The organism is Streptomyces sp. NPDC050564, from assembly GCF_044457265.1.
GTDB lineage: Bacteria > Actinomycetota > Actinomycetes > Streptomycetales > Streptomycetaceae > Streptomyces.
The window spans coordinates 81,582-97,327 of sequence record NZ_JBITGS010000012.1 but is presented as its reverse complement, the minus strand read 5'-3'; the positions used below and the strand labels follow the sequence as shown (position 1 = coordinate 97,327).

Below are 15,746 nucleotides of genomic sequence, written 5' to 3'. Positions count from 1 at the left end.
ACGACAACAGCTCAGCCCCGGAGGACCAGCGTGAACCTGCTGCTCGCGGAAGTGGCCCAGGCCACCCAGCGGCTGGCCGACGCCGGCGTGCCCTCGCCGCGCAACGACGCGGAGGAGCTCGCCGCCTTCGTGCACGGCGTGAAGCGGGGCGAGCTGCACACCGTCAAGGACGCGGACTTCGACGCCCGCTACTGGGAGGTGATCGCGCGCCGCGAGGCCCGCGAGCCGCTCCAGCACATCACCGGGCGGGCCTACTTCCGCTACCTGGAACTCCAGGTCGGGCCAGGGGTGTTCGTGCCCCGGCCCGAGACCGAGTCCGTGGTCGGCTGGGCCATAGACGCCGTACGCGCGATGGACGTCGTCGAGCCGCTGATCGTCGACCTCTGCACCGGCTCGGGCGCCATCGCGCTCGCCCTCGCGCAGGAGGTCCCGCGCTCCCGTGTGCACGCCGTGGAGCTGTCCGAGGACGCCCTCCAGTGGACGCGCAAGAACGTCGAGGGGTCCAGGGTCGACCTGCGCCAGGGAGACGCCCTGGAGGCCTTCCCGGACCTCGACGGCCAGGTGGACCTGGTCATCTCCAACCCGCCGTACATCCCGCTCACGGAATGGGAGTACGTGGCGCCGGAGGCCCGGGACTACGATCCTCAACTCGCCCTGTTCTCGGGGGAGGACGGACTCGACCTCATCCGCGGCATCGAGCGCACCGCGCACCGGCTGCTGCGCCCCGGTGGCGTCGTCGTCATCGAGCACGCCGACACCCAGGGCGGGCAGGTGCCGTGGATCTTCACCGAGGAGCGGGGCTGGGCCGACGCGGCCGACCACCCGGACCTCAACAACCGGCCGCGGTTCGCGACCGCACGCAAGGCGATGCCGTGAGTACGCGCATCGCGACCCCCAGCCAGCAGTACGTGTACGAGGAGGCCCGCTAAATGGCACGGCGATACGACACCAACGACGCGACCGACCGCATCACCGGTCTGCGTGAGGCCGCGTCCGCCGTCCGCCGTGGCGAGCTGGTGGTCCTCCCGACCGACACCGTGTACGGCGTCGGCGCCGACGCGTTCTCCTCGGAGGCCGTCGCCGATCTGCTGGAGGCCAAGGGACGGGGCCGCAACATGCCCACCCCCGTCCTCATCGGCTCCCCGAACACGCTGCACGGCCTCGTCACGGACTTCTCCGAGATGGCCTGGGAGCTCGTCGACGCCTTCTGGCCGGGCGCGCTCACGCTCGTCGCCAAGCACCAGCCGTCCCTGCAGTGGGACCTGGGGGACACCCGTGGCACCGTCGCCGTGCGCATGCCGCTGCACCCGGTGGCCATCGAACTGCTCACCGAGGTCGGCCCGATGGCCGTCTCCTCCGCGAACCTCACGGGACACCCGGCTCCGGAGGACTGTGACGCCGCGCAGGAGATGCTCGGCGACTCCATCTCGGTCTACCTGGACGGCGGCCCGACCCCGGGCATCGTCCCGTCCTCGATCGTCGACGTGACCGGCAAGGTGCCCGTGCTGCTGCGCGAGGGGGCACTGTCGGCGGAGGAGCTCCGGAAGGTCGTACCCGACCTCGAGGTGGCGAATTGACAGCCCCTGACGCGGGGCGTGGCATAGGCACGGGGATCACGGGGGCCAATGGGTCCTCCAGGGGGTCCTTCCGCATCCTCCACGTCAGCACCGGCAACGTGTGCCGCTCGCCGATCACCGAGCGGCTGACCCGGCATGCCCTGGCGGACCGGCTCGGCGATCCCCTGTGGGGCGGCCTCATCGTGGAGAGCGCGGGCACCTGGGGGCACGAGGGGGCACCCATGGAGGCCAACGCCGCGACGGTCCTCACGGACTTCGGCGCGGACCCGTCCGGCTTCGTCGGCCGCGAGCTCCTCGACGACCATGTCATCCGCGCCGATCTCGTCCTGACGGCCACCCGCGACCACCGGGCCCAGGTCATCTCCATGGGGCACTCGGCGGGGCTGCGCACCTTCACCCTGAAGGAGTTCACGCGGCTCGTACGGGCCATAGACCCGGCGACGCTTCCGCCCCTGGACGAGGGCGTGATCGAACGCGCCCGCGCGCTGGTACAGGCTGCCGCGGCTCTACGCGGGTGGCTTCTCGCGCCCACCGCGGAGGCGGACGAGGTGTACGACCCGTACGGGGCGCCGCTTCCGTTCTTCCGGTCGATCGGGGACGAGATCAACGAGGCGTTGGACCCGGTGGTGACTGCGCTGACCGGGGTGCGTGCGCGTACGTAGCCCCCGCCCGGGTTTCCTTTCACGGCAGTAGCGGTGCGGCTCGGTTCAGTCCCCCGGCAGCGCGTAACACCGGGCGTCCCAACGGTCTCGGTTCTACATTGGACGTAGCGCACCCCCGCCGAGGTCCGGAGTCCACCATGCCGGTCACACAAACGCTGGAAGCGGATGTCCTGCGGCGTCAGGACCCGGAACTCGCCGAGATTCTCCTCGGGGAGCTGGACCGGCAGTCGACGACGTTGCAGTTGATCGCGGCCGAGAACTTCACCTCGCCGGCCGTGCTGGCCGCGCTCGGGTCGCCGCTGGCGAACAAGTACGCCGAGGGGTATCCGGGCGCCCGTCATCACGGCGGCTGCGAGATCGTCGACGTCGCGGAGCGGCTCGCGGTGGAGCGGGCCAAGGCCCTCTTCGGTGCCGACCACGCCAACGTCCAGTCGCACTCCGGGTCTTCGGCCGTCCTGGCCGCGTACGCCGCCCTGCTGCGCCCCGGTGACACCGTGCTGGCGATGGGGCTGTCCTTCGGCGGCCACCTCACGCACGGGTCGCCCGCGAACTTCTCGGGCCGCTGGTTCGACTTCGTCGGCTACGGCGTGGACGCGGAGACCGGGCTCATCGACTACGAGCAGGTGCACACCCTCGCTCGTACGCACCGGCCGAAAGCCATCGTCTGCGGTTCCATCTCCTACCCCCGGCACATCGACTACGCCGCCTTCCGGGAGATCGCCGACAGGGTGGGCGCCTACCTCATCGCGGACGCCGCCCACCCCATCGGGCTGGTCGCGGGCGGCGCGGCGCCCAATCCGGTCCCGTACGCCGATGTCGTGTGCGCGACGACGCACAAGGTGCTGCGCGGGCCGCGCGGCGGCATGATCCTGTGCGGGAGCGAACTGGCCGAGCGCGTCGACCGGGCCGTCTTCCCCTTCACCCAGGGCGGCGCACAGATGCACACCATCGCCGCCAAGGCCGTCGCGTTCGGCGAGGCGGCGACCCCGGCCTTCACGGCGTACGCCCATCAGGTGGTCGCCAATGCCCGGGTGCTGGCCGAGGAACTGGCCGACGAGGGGCTCGCGGTCATCACCGGTGGTACCGACACCCATCTGCTGACCGTCGACCCCGCGCCGCTGCGCGTCGACGGGCGGACCGCCCGGGGCCGGCTCGCCGCCGCCGGGATGGTGCTGGACTGCTGTGCGCTGCCCCACGGGGACGCCCGTGGCCTGCGGCTCGGTACGGCGGCCCTGACCACGCAGGGGATGGGCGAGGCGGAGATGGCGCGGATCGCCGTACTCTTCGCGGGGGTGCTGCGGGAGGACATCGAAGGCAAGAAGGCGCGTGAAGAAGTGCGGGAGCTGACCGGAAGATTTCCGCCCTATCCCGGCTAGAGAGGGGTATGCGCGCCCTTGTACACAGCCACTCGTGCAACCATCGTCGCTACCCGGAAGTCCCCAACCATATGCGCGCATCGCTAGGGTGTGGGGCTGAGATGGCCAGCGAGACCTGTGGGGAAGCCCGTGCGTGAATACCTGCTGACGCTCTGCATCACGGCCGCGGTGACGTATCTGCTGACAGGGCCGGTACGGAAGTTCGCGATCGTGGCCGGAGCCATGCCGGAAATCCGTGCGCGCGATGTGCACCGGGAACCGACTCCACGGCTCGGCGGCATCGCGATGTTCTTCGGGCTGTGCGCGGGCCTGCTGGTCGCCGATCACCTGAAGAACCTCAACGCGGTGTTCTCGAATTCGAACGAACCGCGCGCGCTGCTCTCCGGGGCGGCGCTGATCTGGCTGATCGGTGTCCTGGACGACAAGTTCGAGATCGACGCGCTGATCAAGCTGGGCGGCCAGATGATCGCCGCGGGCGTCATGGTCATGCAGGGTCTGACGATCCTGTGGCTGCCGATTCCGGGCGTCGGCCTCGTCGCGCTCACCCAGTGGCAGGGCACCCTGCTCACCGTCGCGCTCGTCGTGATCAGCATCAACGCGGTGAACTTCGTCGACGGCCTCGACGGCCTCGCCGCCGGCATGGTGTGCATCGCCTCCGCCGCGTCGTTCCTGTACGCGTACCGCATCTGGTACAGCTACGGCATCGAGGCCGCCGCCCCGGCGACGCTGTTCGCGGCGATCCTCATGGGCATGTGCCTGGGCTTCCTGCCGCACAACATGCACCCCGCGCGGATCTTCATGGGCGACTCCGGCTCGATGCTCATCGGCCTGGTGCTCGCCGCCGGTGCGATCTCCATCACCGGACAGGTCGACCCGGACGCGATGAACCTGTTCTCCGGTTCGGAGCGCAACACCGTGCACCAGATGGTGCCCGTCTACATCCCGCTGCTGCTGCCGCTGACGATCATCGCGGTGCCGGCCGCCGACCTGGTGCTGGCCATCGTGCGGCGCACCTGGCGCGGACAGTCCCCCTTCGCCGCCGACCGCGGACATCTGCACCACCGTCTGCTGGAGGTCGGCCACTCGCACAGCCGCGCCGTGCTGATCATGTACTTCTGGTCGGCGCTGATCGCCTTCGGTGCCCTGGCCTTCTCGGTCAACTCGGCATCGATGTGGATCGTCCTCGGCATCGCGATGCTCAGCGCCGTGGGCCTGGTCCTGCTCCTGCTGCCGCGCTTCACGCCGCGTGCCCCGCGCTGGGCCGAGCACCTGGTGCCGCCGCGCTACCGCCGCCGCAGGGCCGCCTCCGCGGCCGAGGCCGAGCCGTCCGTCACCCACGGGACGGCGGAGGCCGAGGAGCCGGAGGAGGCCCGCGAGCACCGCGCGCCGGTCGCGGCCGGCGTCTCAGGAGTCAACGGAGCGACGGCAATTGGCGCCCGTTCGCGCTTCCTGGATCGGCGCAAAGCCGGATCGTCGCGCTGACGCAAGGTAAGAATCTGACTAACGCGTTGCCAAGTCGTGGGGGTGCAAAGCGCCCTAATACCAGACAACTTGGCCCGCTCAGTGCACAGACGCGCAACGTCACTCTCATGTGTGATAGCAAGCACACCTTCTAGGTAAAGACCGCATCAAATAGTTTGTGATACGGTTCACGAGAACCCGGGACAGAGCCGAAGGACCGTAGTGCGACGGTCCCTTGGCGTGAGGTTCTCTCTCATCCCGGGACTACGCTCGTCCATGACGACACGCCCCCCTTAGCAAGCGGAGTTGCCGCCATGCCGTCCAATGACGCCCGGATTCTCCTTCAGGCCGCTGTGCCCACAGCTGCCGTCGGCGCGATTGCCGCCGTCGTCAGTGGTGTGGTCGCGGGCGGCAAGGGAGCCATCGGGGCGATCGTCGCGACGCTGGTCGTGATCCTCTTCATGGGTATCGGGCTCTACGTTCTGCAGCGCACCGCCAAATCGCTTCCGCACCTGTTCCAGGCGATGGGCCTCATGCTCTACGCGGCACAGATTCTTCTGCTGTTCATCTTTGTCGCCGCGTTCAAGAACACCTCGCTGTTCAACCCCAAGGCCTTCGCGCTCACGCTCGTCGCCACCACGCTCGTGTGGATCGGCGCACAGGCGCGTGCCCACATGAAGGCCAAGATCCTTTACGTCGAACCCGACTCCTCGAACGGCGACAAGCCCGAGAAGACGGGGCACTCGTCGTGAGGGGTAGGGCCGGGATAAAGGCGCGTAAGAGATCCTGCTATCGTCCGGTGCCAACTGCGGCATCGCGGGCGCGGGCATCTGAGCTGACGCCTGCTCAATCGCGAGGCTTGATGCCCCACAGCCGCCCCCACATCCGTAACACCAGTCCAGTGCCGAACCGCGGCTGCGCGCCGCGCCGACACAACGAGGTTGCCGTACCTATGCGCCACGCTGAAGGAGCCCGCGGTGAGTGCTGACCCGACGCAGGTGCTCGCCTTCGAGACCGATTGCCACATCTTCGACGGCTGTGGCTTCCCGGCTCCCGGCCTGCACTCGTTCCTGTTCAAGCCCCTTCTCGGGGACGGCGACAGCAACGTGTACTTCAACAAGCCGATGCTGCTGGCGCTGATCGGCTCGGTCATCGTCGTCGGCTTCTTCTGGGCCGCCTTCCGCAAGCCGAAGGTCGTTCCCGGCAAGCTGCAGATGGTCGCCGAGTCCGGCTACGACTTCATCCGCCGCGGTGTCGTCTACGAGACGATCGGCAAGAAGGAAGGCGAGAAGTACGTACCGCTGGTCGTCTCGCTGTTCTTCTTCATCTGGATGATGAACCTCTGGTCGATCATTCCGGTCGCCCAGTTCCCGGTGACGTCGATCATCGCGTATCCCATCGTTCTCGCGGCGATCGTCTACATCACCTGGGTCTCGCTGACGTTCAAGCGGCACGGATTCGTCGGCGCCTTCAAGAACTTCACCGGCTACGACAAGTCGCTGGGCCCGGTTCTCCCGCTGGCCATGTTCATCGAGCTCCTCTCGAACCTGATCGTCCGGCCCTTCACGCACGCGGTGCGACTCTTCGCGAACATGTTCGCGGGCCACACGCTGCTGCTGCTCTTCACGATCGCCAGCTGGTACCTGCTCAACGGCATCGGGATCGCCTACGCGGGCGTCTCGTTCATCATGGTGATCGTCATGACGGCCTTCGAGCTGTTCATCCAGGCCCTGCAGGCATACGTGTTCGTGCTGCTGACCTGCACCTTCATCCAGGGCGCGCTGGCCGAGCACCACTGAGCGCCCCCGTCTCCACCCCGCAGTCGTCCGGTGGCCAACCCCCACCGGTCCGTAAAGAAAAGGAAGAACTGGCATGTCCCAGACCCTTGCCGCTGTCTCCGGCTCGCTCGGCTCGATCGGTTACGGCCTCGCGGCCATCGGCCCCGGCGTCGGCGTCGGCATCATCTTCGGTAACGGCACCCAGGCGCTCGCCCGCCAGCCTGAGGCCGCCGGTCTGATCCGCGCCAACCAGATCCTCGGCTTCGCCTTCTGTGAGGCGCTCGCCCTCATCGGTCTGGTCATGCCGTTCGTCTACGGCACCTGATCGACCGATCAGCAACAGCCCACTAGACGGAAGGCACTGACATGAGCCACTTGCTCATTCTGGCGGCCGAGAAAGAGAACCCTCTCGTCCCGCCGATCCCCGAGCTTGTCATCGGCCTGATCGCCTTCGTCATCGTCTTCGGCTTCCTCGCCAAGAAGCTCCTCCCGAACATCAACAAGGTTCTGGAGCAGCGTCGCGAGGCCATCGAGGGCGGTATCGAGAAGGCCGAGGCCGCTCAGACCGAGGCACAGAGCGTTCTTGAGCAGTACAAGGCTCAGCTCGCCGAGGCCCGGCACGAGGCCGCGCGCCTGCGCCAGGAGGCGCAGGAGCAGGGCGCCACGCTCATCGCCGAGATGCGCGCGGAAGGCCAGCGGCAGCGTGAGGAGATCATCGCCGCCGGTCACGCGCAGATCGAGGCAGACCGCAAGTCCGCCGCTCAGGCGCTGCGTCAGGACGTCGGCCACCTGGCCACCGACCTGGCCGGCAAGCTCGTCGGCGAGTCCCTCGAGGACCACGCCCGGCAGAGCCGCGTCATCGACCGCTTCCTCGCTGATCTCGAGGAGAAGGCCGAGGCCGCGCGATGAACGGAGCGAGCCGCGAGGCCCTGGCAGCCGCACGTGAGCGTCTCGACGCGCTGACGGACTCGACGTCCGTGGACGCGGCGCAGCTCGCCGACGAGCTGGCCGCCGTCACCGCGCTGCTCGACCGTGAGGTGTCCCTGCGTCGGGTCCTCACCGACCCGGCGCAGCCCGGCGAGGCCAAGGCCGAACTGGCCCAGCGCCTGTTCGGCGGTCAGGTCAGCGGGTCGACCGCCGATCTGGTGGCCGGCATGGTGCGCTCCCGCTGGTCGCGCTCGCGTGACCTGGTGGACTCCATCGAGGAGCTGGCCGCCACCGCCGACCTCACGGCCGCCCAGCGGACGAACGTGCTCGACGACGTGGAGGACGAGCTGTTCCGGTTCGGCCGGATCGTCTCTTCGAACACCGAGCTGCGTGCCGCGCTGACCGACCGCGCCGCCTCGAAGGCGGCCAAGAGCGAGCTGCTGCGCAGCCTGCTCGGCGGCCGGGCCGATGCGACGACCGAGCGTCTGGTGACACGCCTTGTGACCGCGCCGCGTGGACGTAGCCTGGAGGCGGGACTCGAGTCCCTGTCCAAGCTCGCCGCCGAGCGCCGCAACCGCACGGTCGCCGTGGTCACCTCGGCGGTCGCGCTGAGCGACGGACAGAAGCAGCGCCTCGGTGCCGCTCTGGCGAAGCTCTACGGCCGTCAGATGCACCTCAACCTCGACGTCGACCCCGATGTCGTCGGCGGGATCCGGGTGCAGGTCGGCGACGAGGTCATCAACGGTTCCATCGCGGACCGGCTTGAGGACGCCAGCCGCCGCATGGCCGGCTAGCAGCAACTCAATACGCAGTACGTACTTACGGCCCTCGTTGGGCCGTGCAGAGGATTCCTGGGGGTCGCCCCCAGACCCCCAAAGTGAAACTTCGGGCCCAACAAGGAGAGCAGGGAACCCAGATGGCGGAGCTCACGATCCGGCCGGAGGAGATCCGGGACGCGCTGGAGAACTTTGTCCAGTCGTACAAGCCGGACGCGGCCTCGCGCGAGGAGGTCGGTACGGTCACCCTTGCCGGCGACGGCATCGCGAAGGTCGAGGGCCTGCCCTCGGCCATGGCCAACGAACTGCTGAAGTTCGAGGACGGCACCCTCGGCCTCGCGCTCAACCTGGAAGAGCGCGAGATCGGCGCCATCGTCCTCGGCGAGTTCAGCGGCGTCGAGGAGGGCCAGCCGGTGCAGCGCACCGGTGAGGTGCTGTCCGTCGCCGTCGGCGAGGGCTACCTCGGCCGCGTTGTCGACCCGCTCGGCAACCCGATCGATGGCCTCGGCGAGATCGAGACCACCGGCCGCCGCGCCCTCGAGCTGCAGGCACCGGGCGTCATGGTCCGGAAGTCGGTGCACGAGCCGATGGAGACCGGCTACAAGGCCGTCGACGCGATGACCCCGATCGGCCGTGGCCAGCGTCAGCTGATCATCGGTGACCGTCAGACCGGCAAGACCGCCCTGGCCGTCGACACGATCATCAACCAGCGCGACAACTGGCGCACCGGCGACCCGAAGAAGCAGGTCCGCTGCATCTACGTCGCCATCGGTCAGAAGGGTTCCACCATCGCCTCCGTGCGTGGTGCCCTGGAAGAGGCCGGCGCGCTCGAGTACACGACCATCGTCGCCGCCCCGGCGTCCGACCCGGCCGGCTTCAAGTACCTTGCGCCGTACACCGGTTCGGCCATCGGCCAGCAGTGGATGTACGACGGCAAGCACGTCCTCATCATCTTCGACGACCTCTCGAAGCAGGCCGACGCCTACCGCGCCGTGTCCCTGCTGCTGCGCCGCCCGCCGGGCCGCGAGGCCTACCCGGGTGACGTCTTCTACCTGCACTCCCGTCTGCTGGAGCGCTGCGCGAAGCTCTCCGACGACATGGGCGCCGGTTCGATGACGGGTCTGCCGATCGTCGAGACCAAGGCGAACGACGTGTCGGCGTTCATCCCGACCAACGTCATCTCCATCACCGACGGCCAGTGCTTCCTGGAGTCCGACCTGTTCAACGCCGGCCAGCGTCCGGCTCTGAACGTCGGTATCTCGGTCTCCCGCGTCGGTGGCTCCGCCCAGCACAAGGCGATGCGCCAGGTCTCCGGTCGTCTCCGCGTGGACCTCGCCCAGTTCCGTGAGCTGGAGGCGTTCGCCGCCTTCGGTTCCGACCTGGACGCCGCGTCGAAGGCCCAGCTGGAGCGCGGTCAGCGCATGGTCGAGCTGCTCAAGCAGCCGCAGTACCAGCCGATGCCGACCGAGGACCAGGTCGTCTCCGTGTGGGCCGGTACCACCGGCAAGATGGACGACGTACCGGTCAAGGACATCCGCCGCTTCGAGAAGGAGCTCCTGGAGTACCTGCACCGCAAGGAGCAGGGCCTCATGACCTCCATCAAGGAGGGCGCCAAGATGTCGGACGACACGCTGCAGGCCATCGCCGACGCCATCGCGGACTTCAAGAAGCAGTTCGAGACCTCGGACGGGAAGCTTCTCGGCGAGGACGCTCCGGCCGCCGCCGGTAAGTGACGACGGAAGGGACCTGACTCATGGGAGCCCAGCTCCGGGTCTACAAGCGTCGCATCAAATCCGTCACCGCGACCAAGAAGATCACCAAGGCGATGGAGATGATCGCCGCCTCGCGCGTCGTCAAGGCGCAGCGCAAGGTGGTGGCCTCCACGCCGTACGCGACCGAGCTCATCCGCGCGGTCACGGCGGTCGGCACCGGCTCGAACACCAAGCACCCGCTGACCACGGAGGCGGAGACGGCGACGCGCTCCGCGGTGCTGCTCCTCACGAGCGACCGCGGACTGGCCGGCGCCTTCAACTCCAACGCCATCAAGGCCGCGGAGCAGCTGACCGCGCGTCTCGAGGCGGAGGGCAAGGAGGTCGACGTCTACATCGTCGGCCGCCGCGGTCTGGCCCACTACAACTTCCGTGAGCGCAAGGTCACGGAGTCGTGGTCGGGCTTCACCGACGAGCCCACCTACGCGGACGCGAAGAAGGTCGCCGTTCCGCTGATCGAGGCCATCGAGAAGGAGACGGCGGACGGCGGCGTGGACGAACTCCACATCGTCTACACCGAGTTCGTCTCGATGATGACGCAGACGGCGGTCGACGGCCGCCTGCTGCCGCTTCGCCTCGAAGAGGTGGCGGAAGAGGTCGCGCCCAAGGGCGAGATCCTTCCGCTGTACGACTTCGAGCCGTCGGCGGAGGACGTCCTCGACGCCCTGCTGCCGCGCTACGTCGAGAGCCGTATCTACAACGCGCTGCTCCAGTCGGCCGCCTCCAAGCACGCCGCCACGCGCCGTGCGATGAAGTCGGCCACCGACAACGCGGGAGACCTGATCACCAGCCTCTCCCGACTTGCCAACGCGGCCCGACAGGCCGAAATCACCCAGGAAATCAGCGAGATCGTCGGTGGCTCCGCAGCCCTGGCCGACGCGACCGCGGGGAGTGACAGGTAATGACGACGACAGTTGAGACGGCCGTTGCCACGGGCCGCGTCGCCCGGGTCATCGGCCCGGTCGTCGACGTGGAATTCCCCGTCGACGCCATGCCGGAGATCTACAACGCCCTGCACGTCGAGGTGGCCGACCCGGCCAACGCCGGCGAGAAGAAGACGCTGACCCTGGAGGTCGCCCAGCACCTGGGTGACGGCCTGGTCCGCACCATCTCGATGCAGCCCACCGACGGTCTGGTCCGCCAGGCCACGGTGACCGACACCGGCTCGGGCATCAGTGTCCCGGTCGGCGACTTCACCAAGGGCAAGGTGTTCAACACCCTCGGTGAGGTGCTGAACGTCGACGAGACCTACGAGGGCGAGCGCTGGTCCATCCACCGCAAGGCCCCGGCGTTCGACCAGCTCGAGTCCAAGACCGAGATGTTCGAGACCGGCCTGAAGGTCGTCGACCTTCTCACCCCGTACGTCAAGGGCGGCAAGATCGGTCTGTTCGGTGGCGCCGGTGTCGGCAAGACCGTGCTGATCCAGGAAATGATCATGCGTGTCGCCAACCTCCACGAGGGCGTCTCCGTCTTCGCGGGCGTCGGTGAGCGCACCCGTGAGGGCAACGACCTCATCGCGGAGATGGAAGAGTCCGGCGTTCTGGACAAGACCGCCCTGGTCTTCGGCCAGATGGACGAGCCCCCGGGCACCCGTCTGCGGGTCGCCCTGGCCGGTCTGACCATGGCGGAGTACTTCCGCGATGTGCAGAAGCAGGACGTGCTGTTCTTCATCGACAACATCTTCCGCTTCACCCAGGCCGGTTCCGAGGTGTCCACCCTGCTCGGCCGTATGCCGTCCGCGGTGGGTTACCAGCCGAACCTGGCCGACGAGATGGGTCAGCTGCAGGAGCGCATCACCTCGACGCGTGGTCACTCGATCACCTCGATGCAGGCGATCTACGTCCCCGCGGACGACCTGACCGACCCGGCCCCGGCCACCACCTTCGCCCACCTCGACGCGACGACGGTTCTCTCCCGTCCGATCTCCGAGAAGGGCATCTACCCGGCCGTGGACCCGCTGGACTCCACGTCCCGCATCCTGGACCCGCGTTACATCGCGCAGGACCACTACGACGCCGCCATGCGCGTCAAGACGATCCTGCAGAAGTACAAGGACCTCCAGGACATCATCGCGATCCTCGGTATCGACGAGCTCGGCGAGGAGGACAAGCTCGTCGTCCACCGTGCCCGTCGCGTGGAGCGCTTCCTGTCCCAGAACACCCACGCCGCCAAGCAGTTCACCGGCGTCGACGGTTCGGACGTTCCGCTGGACGAGTCGATCGCGGCCTTCAACGCGATCTGCGACGGCGAGTACGACCACTTCCCGGAGCAGGCGTTCTTCATGTGCGGTGGCCTCGAGGACCTCAAGGCCAACGCCAAGGAGCTCGGCGTCTCCTGAACCTCGTGTTCATGAAGAGGGGCGGGGTGTCACCTCGCGGGGTGCGTCCCGCCCCCCTTCGTACGCCTACTAGACTTTGACCCAACACCCGGCAGCAACGCCGGGTGGTGACCCGAGGAGCCCACCTTGGCTGCTGAGCTGCACGTCGAGCTCGTCGCCGCGGACCGTAGTGTCTGGTCCGGCGAGGCCACCCTGGTCGTCGCGCGTACCACGTCCGGCGACATCGGCGTCATGCCCGGTCACCAGCCGCTGCTCGGTGTGCTGGAGTCGGGCCCGGTGACCATCCGTACGAGTGATGGTGGAACGGTCGTCGCTGCGGTGCACGGCGGTTTCATCTCGTTCGCCGACGACAAGCTGTCGCTGCTGGCCGAGATCGCCGAGCTGTCGGACGAGATCGACGTCCAGCGCACGGAGCGGGAGCTCGAGCGCGCGAAGGCGGAGGGCGACGCCACCGCCGAGCGTCGCGCGGACGTCCGACTGCGTGCGGTGGCGACGCGCTGACCCCAGCGCGCACGGAATGACGTGACTCAGCCGCGGCCGGGACTGGATAAAACCAGACCGGGCCGCGGCTGAGGCGATGCGGGTGCTTTTTTCCGTTTCATTACCTGCTTTACCTAGGAGACGAGGAGGTCGGTGTCGATGGTCCTCGCTCTGACTGTGTGCGGGTTGGTAGTGGCGCTCGTGGTGGTGGGGCTGTTCGTCTTCGGCCTCCGGCGCCGGCTGATCCAGCGTTCCGGCGGCACGTTCGACTGCAGCCTGCGCTGGGATGTCTCCGAGAAGAGCGACCCCAGCGGCAAGGGCTGGAGCTATGGGGTCGCCCGCTACAACGGCGACCGCATCGAGTGGTACCGCGTCTTCTCCTACGCCCCCCGCCCGCGCCGCGTCCTGGAGCGCTCGGCGATCGAGGTGGCGGGCCGCAGGGCTCCCGAGGGCGAGGAGGAGCTGGCGCTGCTCTCCGACGCGATCATCCTCGCGTGTCTCCATCGTGGGACACGGCTCGAACTGGCGATGAGCGAAGACGCGCTGACCGGATTCCTCGCGTGGCTGGAAGCAGCCCCGCCCGGACAGCGAGTGAATGTGGCGTAGCCACATTCACTCGCTGGGTGGGGGTCCCCCCGGACGAAGTCTGGGGGAGCGTCAATGTCGCCTAACTCGTAGTCCGCCCAACTCGCGGTCGGGTTATCCCGCTTACGAGAGCCCGCTGTTGATGGCGCTCACCAGCTCGCCATTGCTGGTGTCACCGCTGAACTCCCAGAAGAACGCGCCGCCCAGGCCCTGGTTCTTGGCCCAGGCCATCTTCGTACCGATGGTGGCCGGGGTGTCGTAGCTCCACCAGTTGCTGCCGCAGTGCGCGTAGGCCGTTCCGGCGATCGTGCCGGTGGCCGGGCAGGACGTCTTGAGGACCTTGTAGTCCTCGATGCCCTGCTCGTACGTGCCCGCCGCGGGCCCGGTCGCCGTGCCGCCCGGCGCGTCCTGTGTGACGCCGGTCCAGCCGCGCCCGTAGAAGCCGATGCCGATCAGCAGCTTGCTCGCGGGTACGCCCTTCGCCTTGTACTTGGCGATCGCGTCGGCCGTGGTGAAGCCGGCCGTCGGGATCCCGCTGTACGAGGTGAGCGGGGAGTGGGGGGCCGTCGGTCCCTGGGCCGCCCAGGCGCCGAAGAAGTCGTACGTCATCACGTTGTACCAGTCGACGTACTGGGCCGCGTCCGCGTAGTCCGCGGCGTCGATCTTGCCGCCGGAGGAGCCGTCGGCGGTGACGGCCGAGGTGACGAGGTTGCCGCTGCCGAACTTCGAACGCAGCGCGGACATCAGGTTCTTGTAGGCCGCGGCACCACTGGTGTCACAGCTCAGACCACAGGCGTTCGGGTACTCCCAGTCGATGTCGATGCCGTCGAACACGTCCGCCCAGCGCGGGTCTTCGACCAGGTCGTAGCAGGACTGTGCGAAGGCGGCCGGGTTGGCGGCGGCCTCGGCGAAGCCGCCGGACCAGGTCCAGCCGCCGAAGGACCAGAGGACCTTGATGTTCGGGTACTTGGCCTTCAGCTCGCGCAGCTGGTTGAAGTTGCCGCGCAGCGGCTGGTCCCAGGTGTCGGCGACGCCGCTGACCGACTGGTCGGCGGTGAAGGCCTTGTCGTAGTCGGCGTAGGAGTCACCGATCGCGCACTTGCCGCCGGTGACGTTGCCGAAGGCGTAGTTGATGTGCGTGATCTTCGATGCCGAGCCGGACGTCACCAGGTTCTTGACGTTGTAGTTGCGGCCGTAGATGCCCCACTCGGTGAAGTAGCCGAGCTTGACGGCGTTGCCGGTGGGCGGGGGAGTGGTGCCGCCGCCCGTGGTGTGCACGGCGACCGCGCCGCTCGCCGGGCCGGTCTGGTCGGCGGTGTCGCGGGCCTGGACGGTGTACGAGTAGTCGGTGCCGGCGGTCAGGCCGGTGTCCGAGTACGAGGTCGTCGTCACCGTCGCCACCTTGGCGCCGTCGCGCAGGACGTCGTAGTTCTTGATGCCCTTGTCGTCGGAGGCGGCCGTCCAGGAGAGCTTCACCGAGGTGTCGGTGATGGAGGACGCGGTCGGTGTGCCGGGCGCGGAGGGTGCGTTGTCGCCGGGGACGGTGGTGCCGCCGTCACAACTGCCGCCGTTCAGCGTGCAGTTGGAAGGTGATCCCGATCCGGCACCGTTGAAGCCGAAGGAGACGGAGGCGCCCGCGGCGAGGGTGCCGTTGTAGGACTTGTTCTTGGCGGTCCAGTGGGTGCCGGAATGGGTGACGTCGGCGTCCCAGGCCGATGTGACGGACGTACCGGAGGGGAAGTCCCACTCGATGGTCCAGGAACTGATGGCCGTGGTCCCGGTGTTCTTGACGGTCCACTTGCCTTCGAAGCCGGTACCCCAGTCCTGGGTCTTGGTGTACGTGGCGGTGGCAGTGGTGGCTGCCGAGGCGGGGCTCGCGAGCCCGACGAGGGCGGCGAGCGGAAGCAGCAGGGTGGTGAGCCCTGCGACGGCTCTGTGTCTGAAACGCATCCTGCGTCTCCTCCGGGGGAGTTGATGAGGTGCGGTGGACAATAGAAAGGTCTGGACCATAGGTCAA

At 68.1% G+C, this 15,746-nt stretch carries 16 protein-coding genes; 15 read left to right on the top strand and 1 reads right to left on the bottom strand.

Annotated elements, in window-relative coordinates; translation table 11 throughout:
- The first annotated feature begins 30 nt into the window (after positions 1-30).
- The 15 genes from prmC to ACIBK0_RS20350 all read left to right on the top strand — a co-directional run bounded on the left by prmC (position 31) and on the right by ACIBK0_RS20350 (position 13,750).
- On the top strand, positions 31-876 hold the full coding sequence (gene prmC / locus ACIBK0_RS20420; RefSeq protein ID WP_399081591.1) for a peptide chain release factor N(5)-glutamine methyltransferase: 846 nt from the start codon (positions 31-33) through the stop codon (positions 874-876).
- Between the two features lie 53 nt (positions 877-929).
- A complete protein-coding gene (locus tag ACIBK0_RS20415) occupies positions 930-1,577 on the top strand; it encodes an L-threonylcarbamoyladenylate synthase (protein ID WP_399081590.1) in 648 nt (215 codons plus the stop codon).
- The gene (locus tag ACIBK0_RS20410; RefSeq protein WP_399081589.1) at positions 1,574-2,239 is read left to right on the top strand and encodes a protein-tyrosine-phosphatase; all 666 of its coding nucleotides are present in this window, start codon (positions 1,574-1,576) and stop codon (positions 2,237-2,239) included. Before ACIBK0_RS20415 ends, ACIBK0_RS20410 begins: the two co-directional genes overlap by 4 nt.
- A 137-nt stretch (positions 2,240-2,376) precedes the next feature.
- A complete protein-coding gene (gene glyA / locus ACIBK0_RS20405) occupies positions 2,377-3,615 on the top strand; it encodes a serine hydroxymethyltransferase (RefSeq protein ID WP_399081587.1) in 1,239 nt (412 codons plus the stop codon).
- A 129-nt stretch (positions 3,616-3,744) separates the two neighbouring features.
- Positions 3,745-5,097, top strand: coding sequence for an MraY family glycosyltransferase (locus ACIBK0_RS20400; RefSeq protein WP_399081585.1), 1,353 nt, complete (start codon positions 3,745-3,747; stop codon positions 5,095-5,097).
- A 293-nt stretch (positions 5,098-5,390) separates the two neighbouring features.
- Entirely contained in the window at positions 5,391-5,828 is a 438-nt protein-coding gene (locus tag ACIBK0_RS20395) for a hypothetical protein (protein WP_399081583.1), read from the top strand.
- A gap of 225 nt (positions 5,829-6,053) precedes the next feature.
- Entirely contained in the window at positions 6,054-6,875 is an 822-nt protein-coding gene (gene atpB / locus ACIBK0_RS20390) for a F0F1 ATP synthase subunit A (protein ID WP_399081581.1), read from the top strand.
- A 73-nt stretch (positions 6,876-6,948) separates the two neighbouring features.
- Entirely contained in the window at positions 6,949-7,179 is a 231-nt protein-coding gene (gene atpE / locus ACIBK0_RS20385; protein WP_028804225.1) for an ATP synthase F0 subunit C, read from the top strand.
- Positions 7,180-7,220: 41 nt separating this feature from the next.
- Positions 7,221-7,763: a F0F1 ATP synthase subunit B gene (locus ACIBK0_RS20380; RefSeq protein ID WP_399081579.1), complete on the top strand. Its 543-nt coding sequence runs from the start codon at positions 7,221-7,223 to the stop codon at positions 7,761-7,763.
- Positions 7,760-8,575, top strand: a complete 816-nt coding sequence (locus ACIBK0_RS20375) for a F0F1 ATP synthase subunit delta (protein WP_399081577.1) — start codon at positions 7,760-7,762, stop codon at positions 8,573-8,575. The genes ACIBK0_RS20380 and ACIBK0_RS20375 overlap by 4 nt, the downstream gene beginning before the upstream one ends.
- Before the next feature lie 122 nt (positions 8,576-8,697).
- Entirely contained in the window at positions 8,698-10,290 is a 1,593-nt protein-coding gene (gene atpA, locus ACIBK0_RS20370; RefSeq protein ID WP_399081575.1) for a F0F1 ATP synthase subunit alpha, read from the top strand.
- Between the two features lie 20 nt (positions 10,291-10,310).
- Positions 10,311-11,228, top strand: coding sequence for a F0F1 ATP synthase subunit gamma (locus ACIBK0_RS20365; RefSeq protein ID WP_399081573.1), 918 nt, complete (start codon positions 10,311-10,313; stop codon positions 11,226-11,228).
- Complete coding sequence (atpD, locus tag ACIBK0_RS20360) at positions 11,228-12,664, top strand: F0F1 ATP synthase subunit beta (RefSeq protein WP_399081571.1); 1,437 nt, start codon at positions 11,228-11,230, stop codon at positions 12,662-12,664. The genes ACIBK0_RS20365 and atpD overlap by 1 nt, the downstream gene beginning before the upstream one ends.
- 126 nt (positions 12,665-12,790) lie before the next feature.
- Positions 12,791-13,165, top strand: coding sequence for a F0F1 ATP synthase subunit epsilon (locus ACIBK0_RS20355; protein ID WP_399081569.1), 375 nt, complete (start codon positions 12,791-12,793; stop codon positions 13,163-13,165).
- A 138-nt stretch (positions 13,166-13,303) separates the two neighbouring features.
- Complete coding sequence (locus ACIBK0_RS20350) at positions 13,304-13,750, top strand: DUF2550 domain-containing protein (RefSeq protein ID WP_399081567.1); 447 nt, start codon at positions 13,304-13,306, stop codon at positions 13,748-13,750.
- Between the two features lie 102 nt (positions 13,751-13,852).
- Here ACIBK0_RS20350 and ACIBK0_RS20345 read toward each other — a convergent pair whose 3' ends face one another.
- Positions 13,853-15,679: a glycosyl hydrolase family 18 protein gene (locus ACIBK0_RS20345; protein ID WP_399081565.1), complete on the bottom strand. Its 1,827-nt coding sequence runs from the start codon at positions 15,677-15,679 to the stop codon at positions 13,853-13,855.
- Positions 15,680-15,746 lie beyond the last annotated feature (67 nt).

Coding starts and splice junctions, on each gene's coding strand:
- atpE (WP_028804225.1), top strand. CDS start 6,949: ATGTCCCAGACCCTTGCCGCTGTCTCCGGCTCGCTCGGCTCGATCGGT.
- ACIBK0_RS20345 (WP_399081565.1), bottom strand. CDS start 15,679: ATGCGTTTCAGACACAGAGCCGTCGCAGGGCTCACCACCCTGCTGCTT.
- ACIBK0_RS20380 (WP_399081579.1), top strand. CDS start 7,221: ATGAGCCACTTGCTCATTCTGGCGGCCGAGAAAGAGAACCCTCTCGTC.
- ACIBK0_RS20365 (WP_399081573.1), top strand. CDS start 10,311: ATGGGAGCCCAGCTCCGGGTCTACAAGCGTCGCATCAAATCCGTCACC.
- glyA (WP_399081587.1), top strand. CDS start 2,377: ATGCCGGTCACACAAACGCTGGAAGCGGATGTCCTGCGGCGTCAGGAC.
- ACIBK0_RS20375 (WP_399081577.1), top strand. CDS start 7,760: ATGAACGGAGCGAGCCGCGAGGCCCTGGCAGCCGCACGTGAGCGTCTC.
- atpA (WP_399081575.1), top strand. CDS start 8,698: ATGGCGGAGCTCACGATCCGGCCGGAGGAGATCCGGGACGCGCTGGAG.
- ACIBK0_RS20415 (WP_399081590.1), top strand. CDS start 930: ATGGCACGGCGATACGACACCAACGACGCGACCGACCGCATCACCGGT.
- atpD (WP_399081571.1), top strand. CDS start 11,228: ATGACGACGACAGTTGAGACGGCCGTTGCCACGGGCCGCGTCGCCCGG.
- ACIBK0_RS20395 (WP_399081583.1), top strand. CDS start 5,391: ATGCCGTCCAATGACGCCCGGATTCTCCTTCAGGCCGCTGTGCCCACA.
- ACIBK0_RS20350 (WP_399081567.1), top strand. CDS start 13,304: ATGGTCCTCGCTCTGACTGTGTGCGGGTTGGTAGTGGCGCTCGTGGTG.